Annotated in this window: 1 protein-coding gene; it reads right to left on the bottom strand. The window is 67.9% G+C overall.

The features are described from left to right. A partial coding sequence (locus AC1DYG_RS19005; RefSeq protein ID WP_477641425.1) for a PCRF domain-containing protein occupies window positions 1–556 on the bottom strand: 556 nt, incomplete at its 3' end. Window positions 557–567 lie beyond the last annotated feature (11 nt).

Genomic DNA, 567 nt, shown 5'->3' with positions numbered 1-567 from the left:
ACGTGTAAGGCGCCTTGACCGCGAACGTCGCGCTCTTGATGCCGGCCTCCTCGGCGTACGACGTGTCGTAGACCTCGACGCCGTAGCCGTGCTTCTCGGCCCAGCGGATGTACATGCGCATCAGCATCTCGGCCCAGTCCGCGGCGTCGACTCCGCCGGCGCCCGAGCGGATGTTGACCAGCGCGTCGCGCTCGTCGTACTCACCCGACAGCATGGTCTTGACTTCCATGGCCGCGATGTCCTCGCGCAGGCTCGCCCGCTCCGAGTCGGCGTCCGCCACCGCGTCGCCGCCCTCGTCCTCGGCGAGCTCGTAGAGGATCGGCATCTCGTCGAGCCGCTGCCGCAGGCCCTCGACGCGGCGCAGTTCGGCCTGCGCGTGGGACAGCTGGCTGGTCACCTGCTGGGCATGGTCCTGGTTGTTCCACAGGTCGGGGTCTGCTGCCTGATGCTCGAGTTCGTCGATGCGTCGGCGCAGCTCATCCACGTCCAGCACCCTCTCGACCGTGGTGAGAGTGGTGTCGAGCTCGGCAAGGTCTGCGGAAACGTCGGGTTGCACGGTTCCCAAGG

It is taken from the genome of Pedococcus sp. P1_H8 (assembly GCF_056405175.1).
Note: the sequence above shows the minus strand (reverse complement) of the source record. Positions and strands in the feature narration are given on the sequence as shown.